This window comes from Streptomyces sp. SID1328 (genome assembly GCF_009865595.1).
Taxonomy (GTDB): domain Bacteria; phylum Actinomycetota; class Actinomycetes; order Streptomycetales; family Streptomycetaceae; genus Streptomyces; species Streptomyces griseoluteus.
The window spans coordinates 1-6,266 of the sequence record NZ_WWKH01000021.1 but is presented as its reverse complement, the minus strand read 5'-3'; the positions used below and the strand labels follow the sequence as shown (position 1 = coordinate 6,266).

Here is a 6,266-nt window from a genome sequence, read left to right as displayed (position 1 = left end):
GCGGGTCGTAGTACTTGACGCCGATGCGGTCGTGGTTGGTGCTGGTCAGCATGTGGTGCCACTGGAGGAGCTGGTGCAGCAGGATGCCGTCGACGAATCCGCCGAGGCCGACGCCGAGCAGCAGTCCGGGCAGCCGCAGGCTCGCGGGTGCCGTGCCGGGCGGCCGTGCGGTGCCCGCTGTGGTGGCCATCGGCTGTCTCCGTCCGGTGAGCGTGCGCTACGGTCCGTCCGCACACGGCTTCCCACCGCGAGCACGGTCGACACCCGCTCCGCCGGCTTCCGCCCGGTCGGCTCCGCTCACCGCACGGACGCCGCCTCGACCACGGGCCGCCCGCCGGGGCGCAGGGCGACGCGCTCGCCGCGTGCGCACGGTACGAGCCGTGCGCCGAGCCCGCGCTGCCGCACGGCCTGGAGGAAGTCGCTCAGCGGCGACTTCATGACGGTGTACTCCTCGTAGTGCACCGGTAGCACCCACTCGGGGTCCAGCCGTTCGGTGAGGCCGGCGCCCTGGGCTCCGGTCATGGTGACGAGGAATCCGCCGGGGAGCGTGGTGCCGCCGAGGTGGAGCACGGCGAGGTCGAGGTCGGGACAGCGGCGGGCGATGGCCGCGACGATCGGCGGGAAGGGCAGCGTGTCGCCGGAGAGGTAGAGGCGGAGCACGGGCGGGCCGCCGAGCGGGCCGCACTCGAGCAGGCTGCCCATGACCTGCGGCAGCAGGGGCCGGAGCGGGCCGCCCGCGTGCTGCCCCGGCAGGGAGGTGACGGTCACCTGGGTCTCGCGGCCGGTCACCGTACGGCTCTGCCAGGTCTCCAGCGCGGTGGCGTGCGGGAAGCCGTGCAGGCGGCGGAGTTTCCGGGCGGCCTGGGGTGTGGTGAGCACCGGGAGGGCCGAGTCGAGGCCCCGCCGGGCGACCCGGTCCCAGTGGTCTCCGTGCAGGTGGGACAGCACGATCGCGTCGATGCCGGCGGGCAGGTCGGCGACGCCGAGGGTCGGCTCCAGCAGACGGCGGCTGACGAGGCCGTGCCCGAGGTAGGCGTACTGGCCGCGGTGGAGGAAGTTGGGGTCGGTCAGCAGGGTGACGTCGCCGTAGCGGATCAGGAGCGTGGCGTTGCCGATGAAGTGGCAGGTGACGGGGGTGTCTTGCGGGGTCGCGGTCATGTGCGCCTCCTCGGGTCGCCGGTGGCCCCTGGGGACCGGGTGACCTGGCAGGCGCGGTCGAACCACGAACGGGCGGGCCGGTCGGCGTGAAACGGCGCTCGGCGCTATCGGCCCCCGGCCCCGACGACCTGAGCGAACATCTCCTCCATCGACGCCTGCGCGGGCCGGTACCGCACGCCCAGTTCGCGGCGGCTCTTGGTGGTGTCCACGCGGAGGTCGTAGCCGACGTTGCGCCGCAGGTACCCCCGTTCGAGGCCCGCCGCCGGGGCCAGGGCGACCGCCAGGGGCTTGGGGAGGTCGCGGCGTGGCAGGGGATACGAGCCGTAGGCCGGGAGGAGGCGGCGGGCGAGGTCGACGATGTCGGTGGACTCGGCCGCCAGGAGGTGACGGCCCTCCGCGTCGGGGAGGAACGCGGCGGCCAGGTGGGCGTAGGCGATCTCGCGTACGTCGACCACGGTCAGCGCGACGCGCGGAGCGCCGAAGCGCATCCGGCCGCTCGCCATCTGCCGCGCGATGGTGAAGCTCTCGCTGGTCGGCGCGGAATTGAGGGCGGGGCCGATGACCAGGCCTGGGTTGACGGTGACCAGGCGCCAGCGGCTCTGCTCCTGCGCGATCCGCCATGCCTCCCGCTCCGCCAGCGTCTTCGAGTAGCTGTAGGGCTCGCGGGCCAGGGAGGAGGTGGTGTTCCAGCTCTCCTCGGTCACGGTCCGGCCGGGGTACGTGAGGATGTCCGCCGCGTCCCCGATCATCGCCGCGACCGAGCTGGTCAGCACCACCCGCTCGACCCCGCCCGCCTCACCGGCGGTACGGAGCACATTGCGCGTGCCCCGCACCGCCGGGTCGACGAGGTCCCGCTGGGGGTCCCGCACGGAGCGGACGAACGGGGAGGCGGTGTGCACGACGATCCGGCATCCTCGCACGGCCTCCGTGTACGAGCCGTCGCGCAGCAGGTCGGAGGCGAACAGGCGCAGCTTTCCGGGCGAGGCGTCGGCGGCGTCCTGGAGGTGCTGGACCTTCTTCGCGTTGCCCGGATCGCGGACGGCGGCGTGCACGGTGACCCCGGCGTCGAGCAGGGCCTTCACGATCCAGCCGGCGACATAGCCCGTGGCACCGGTGACCAGGACCGGCGCGCTCGTGTCGACAGGCAGGGCACCGAGATCGACGTGGGTGTCCATGGTGTGCTCCTCCGCGCTACTCGTTCACCAGCAGGATCTTGCCGACGTGGCCGCCGGCCTCCATCAGCCGGTGTGCCTCGGCGGCCCGGGACATGGGCAGGCGCTGGTCGATGACGAGTCCCACGGCGCCGCTCTCGATCATCGGCCAGACCTCGTCCCGCACCTCGGCGATGATCTCGGCCTTCTGCTCCTTGGACCGTGTGCGCAGGGTCGTCCCGTGCACGGACAGGCGCTTGAAGACCAGCTCGGCCAGGTTGAGGCCGGCCTCCAGACCGTCCTGGAGACCGATGACCACCAGGCGTCCGTCGGGGGCGAGGGAGCGCACGTTGCGTTCGAGGTAGCTGCCGCCGACGACGTCCAGGATCACGTCGTACGGGCCGTGCTCGGTGAAGTCCTCCGTGCGGTAGTCGATCGTGACGTCGGCGCCCAACTCCCGTGCGCGGGCGGCCTTCTCGAGGCCGCCGGCCGTGGTGACGACCCGCGCGCCCAGCGCCTTGGCGATCTGGATGGCGAAGGTGCCGACGCCGCCGGCCCCGCCGTGCACGAGGAAGGTCTCGCCCTTCTTGAGGCGGGCGGTCATGACGATGTTGGACCAGACCGTCGCCACTGCCTCGGGCAGAGCGGCCGCCTCGACCAGGCCGATGCCCTTGGGAACCGGGAGCAGTTGGCCCGCGGGGACGGCGACCTTCTGCGCGTAGCCGCCGCCCGTGAGCAGCGCGCAGACCTCGTCGCCCACCTCCCAGCCGGTCACACCCTCCCCGAGGGCGCCGATACGGCCCGAGACCTCGAGACCGGGGTACGGCGAGGTGCCCGGCTGGAGGGGATACAGGCCGTAACGCTGCATGACGTCCGCCCGGTTGAGGGCGCTGGCGACGACGTCGACGACGACCTCACCGGCGGCGGGCGTCGGGTCCTCGACGTCCACCCACTCCAGGACCTCGGGACCGCCGGGCTCCTTGATCGACACTGCCTTCATGACGCTCCGTTCATCGGACCGCGGGCTTCCGCACCCGCATGTTTACAGCACACACATTAGGCGGCGAGTGTGTGCACTGTCAACATGACCTCGGTTCCTATCGGGCCGCCGACACGCTGAACAGCGCCTGGACCGCCGCGCGGACCTGGGCGTCCACCACCTCCGGCGTCGAGGAGTCGAGCTTGCCGTCCAGGTGCAGGAAGGCCAGGCCGTGGACGAGTGCCCACACGGTGGTCGACAACGCGTCCGGGTCGACGCCGGGGAAGACCGCGTGCACGATGCCGCGGACGTACTCGGAGATGGCGGCGGTCGCCGCGACCCGCTCCTCACTGTTCGGATCGCACGGCTCGGCGAACATCACCCGGAACATCGCGGGCCGGTCCAGCGCGAAGCGCACGTAGGCGACGGCCACCGACGCCAGCTCGTCCGGGGTCCGGGGCTCGGGGTGGGCGGCCGCCAGGTATTCGGCCAGCTCGCGGTACCCCTCGGCGGCCACCGCGGAGACCAGCGCGTCGCGGTCCGCGTAGTGGCGATAGGGGGCCGTGGCCGACACGCCCGCCCGCCGCGCCACCGCGCGAAGCGACAGCCCGGCACTGCCGTCCTCCTCCAGCAGCTCCCGCGCGGCACGCAGGCAGGCCGCGCGCAGATCGCCGTGGTGATACGAGCTGCTCGCTTGCGGCATAGGTCACACTCCCTCAAGTTTACGGCGCTTACATTCCTGACCTAATGTGAACGCTGCACACATTGTAAGCGATGGAGATCGAGAGGGGAAAGCAGGATGACCAGCGAACTGTTCTCGCCGTTGTCCCTGCGCTCCGGGCAGGTATTGCGCAACCGGATCGCCAAGGCGGCCATGGAGGAGAACATGGCGGCCGACGGCCAGTTGCCCGGAGCCGAGCTGTTCGGGCTGTACCGGCGCTGGGCCGAGGGCGGTGCCGGACTGCTCATCACGGGCAACGTCATGGTCCACGCCGAGGCGCTGACCGGCCCGGCCGGTGTCGTCCTCGACGAGGCCGCGCCACTGGAGCCGTTCACCGCGTGGGCGAAGGCCGGCAAGGCGGGGGGCGGGGCGATCTGGATGCAGATCAACCACCCAGGCCGCCAGATCGGCTCCGACATGCCCGGCGTCGTATGGGGTCCCTCCGCGGTCGGCGTCGACCTGGGCAAGCACAGCAGCCGCTTCGGCCGCCCGGTCGCCATGACCGCCCGGCAGATCGAGCAGACGGTCACCCGGTACGCGGTGACCGCCCAGCGCGCCGAGCAGGCCGGCTTCGACGGGGTCGAGGTGCACGCGGCACACGGTTATCTGCTCTCGCAGTTCCTCTCCCCCCTGGTCAACAGGCGCACCGACCAGTGGGGCGGCTCGCTGGAGAACCGGGCCCGGATGCTGCTGGACGTGGTCCGCGCCGTACGGGCCGCCGTATCGCCCTCCTTCGCGGTCGCCGTCAAGCTCAACTCCGCCGACTTCCAGCGCGGCGGCTTCGACGCCGACGACGCGCGCCAGGTGATCGAGATGCTCGCGCCGCTCGGCGTCGATCTGGTCGAACTGTCCGGCGGCAGCTATGAGAGCCCGGCGATGTCCGGCCGCGCCGCCGACGCCCGCACCCAGGCCCGTGAGGCGTACTTCCTGGACCTGGCGAAGGACCTGGTCGGGTCCAGCCCGGTGCCCCTGATGCTGACCGGTGGCATCACCCGGCGCGAGACCGCCGAGCGCGTCCTCGACAGCGGGGTGGCGGTCATCGGCATGGGCACCGCCCTCGCCGTCACCCCGGATCTCCCGGAGCGCTGGCGCACCGGCGGCGAGGCCGAGCGGCAGCTCAGGCCGGTCACCTGGTCGGACAAGGCGCTCGCCTCGGCCGCGAGCATGGCGCAGGTCCGCCACCAGATGCGCCGGATCGCGCGCGGCAGCAGGCCCACGCCGGGCACCCACCCGGCGGTCGCCCTCATCGCCGAGCGGCGCAAGCAGCGCCGGGCGCTGCGCCGCTACCGCGACTGGCTGGGCACGACGCGGGGCGTCGCGTAGCACGGGGTCGACAAGGCGCCCCGGGTACTCGGGTACCTGGGGCGCCTCTTCGGTCGGCCCCCACCTCGCAGGCGTGGACCTCCCACAACGCAGGCGGCGCGGCTCCATCGGGAAGCCGCGCCGCCTGCGTCCGGGTGTCTCAGCGGGAGCCGACCGCCTTCAGCACCTTCAGCGCGCCGGTCAGCAGCGCCGCCCAGGCCTCGGGCGGGATGCTCTTCGGCGGGGTGAACCCCTGGACGCGCTGGTGGGCGACGTTCTGGGCCTCGGTGTACTTGAGAATGCCCTCGGCACCGTGACGCCGGCCGAGGCCGGAGTCCCCCATGCCGCCCATCGGCGCGTCGACGCTGCCCCACGCGGCGGCGAACGCCTCGTTGACGTTGACCGTGCCCGCGTGCAGCCGGGCCGCCACGGCGCGGCCCCGGGAAGCACTGCGGGACCAGACGCTCGCATTGAGGCCGTACGGCGTGGCGTTGGCCCGCGCGACGGCCTCGCTGTCGTCGCGGAAGGGGTGGACGGACACGACGGGCCCGAACGTCTCGTGCTCGTACAGCGTCATGTCCGGGGTGACACCGGCGAGGATGGTCGGCTCGTAGAACAGCGGTCCCAGGTCCGGGCGCGCCCTGCCGCCGGCGAGGACCTTCGCCCCCTTGGCCACGGCGTCCTCGACGTGCTCGGTGACGGTCTTGAGCTGGGCGGCCGTGGTGAGGCTGCCGACGTCGCAACTGAAGTCGTACGCGCCGCCGACCTTGAGCCGCTCGGCGCGGGCGACGAAGGCGTCCACGAACCGGTCGTGCACCGCATCCGCCACGTACAGACGCTCGATGGAGACGCAGAGCTGCCCGGCCGAGGGGAAGCAGGCGGCGACGGCGCCGTCCGCGGCCTTCTCGATGTCGGCGTCGTCCAGGACCAGCATGGCGTTCTTGCCGCCGAGTTC

The 6,266-nt window shown here is 72.6% G+C and carries 7 protein-coding genes; 1 reads left to right on the top strand and 6 read right to left on the bottom strand.

Annotation, left to right across the window (positions count from 1 at the left end; translation table 11 throughout):
• The 5 genes from GT030_RS00690 to GT030_RS00670 all read right to left on the bottom strand — a co-directional run.
• On the bottom strand, positions 1–190 hold a 190-nt coding region (locus GT030_RS00690), incomplete at its 3' end, for a DUF2243 domain-containing protein (protein ID WP_161199317.1).
• Positions 191–297: 107 nt separating this feature from the next.
• A complete protein-coding gene (locus GT030_RS00685) occupies positions 298–1,158 on the bottom strand; it encodes an MBL fold metallo-hydrolase (RefSeq protein ID WP_161199316.1) in 861 nt (286 codons plus the stop codon).
• 104 nt (positions 1,159–1,262) lie between these two features.
• The gene (locus GT030_RS00680) at positions 1,263–2,333 is read right to left on the bottom strand and encodes an NAD-dependent epimerase/dehydratase family protein (protein ID WP_161199315.1); all 1,071 of its coding nucleotides are present in this window, start codon (positions 2,331–2,333) and stop codon (positions 1,263–1,265) included.
• A 16-nt stretch (positions 2,334–2,349) separates the two neighbouring features.
• Entirely contained in the window at positions 2,350–3,309 is a 960-nt protein-coding gene (locus GT030_RS00675; protein WP_161199314.1) for an NAD(P)H-quinone oxidoreductase, read from the bottom strand.
• Positions 3,310–3,406: 97 nt separating this feature from the next.
• Positions 3,407–3,991 carry a TetR/AcrR family transcriptional regulator gene (locus tag GT030_RS00670; RefSeq protein ID WP_161199313.1) on the bottom strand — a complete coding sequence of 195 codons (585 nt, stop codon included), beginning with the start codon at positions 3,989–3,991 and terminating at the stop codon, positions 3,407–3,409.
• Between the two features lie 96 nt (positions 3,992–4,087).
• Between GT030_RS00670 and GT030_RS00665 the strand changes: the two genes are divergently transcribed.
• On the top strand, positions 4,088–5,332 hold the full coding sequence (locus GT030_RS00665; protein WP_161199312.1) for an NADH:flavin oxidoreductase/NADH oxidase family protein: 1,245 nt from the start codon (positions 4,088–4,090) through the stop codon (positions 5,330–5,332).
• A 139-nt stretch (positions 5,333–5,471) separates the two neighbouring features.
• Here the strand turns inward: GT030_RS00665 and GT030_RS00660 are convergent.
• Positions 5,472–6,266 (bottom strand): aldehyde dehydrogenase family protein (locus tag GT030_RS00660; protein WP_161199311.1); only part of this gene is annotated, 795 nt, incomplete at its 5' end.

Coding starts and splice junctions, on each gene's coding strand:
- GT030_RS00675 (WP_161199314.1), bottom strand. CDS start 3,309: ATGAAGGCAGTGTCGATCAAGGAGCCCGGCGGTCCCGAGGTCCTGGAG.
- GT030_RS00680 (WP_161199315.1), bottom strand. CDS start 2,333: ATGGACACCCACGTCGATCTCGGTGCCCTGCCTGTCGACACGAGCGCG.
- GT030_RS00670 (WP_161199313.1), bottom strand. CDS start 3,991: ATGCCGCAAGCGAGCAGCTCGTATCACCACGGCGATCTGCGCGCGGCC.
- GT030_RS00665 (WP_161199312.1), top strand. CDS start 4,088: ATGACCAGCGAACTGTTCTCGCCGTTGTCCCTGCGCTCCGGGCAGGTA.
- GT030_RS00685 (WP_161199316.1), bottom strand. CDS start 1,158: ATGACCGCGACCCCGCAAGACACCCCCGTCACCTGCCACTTCATCGGC.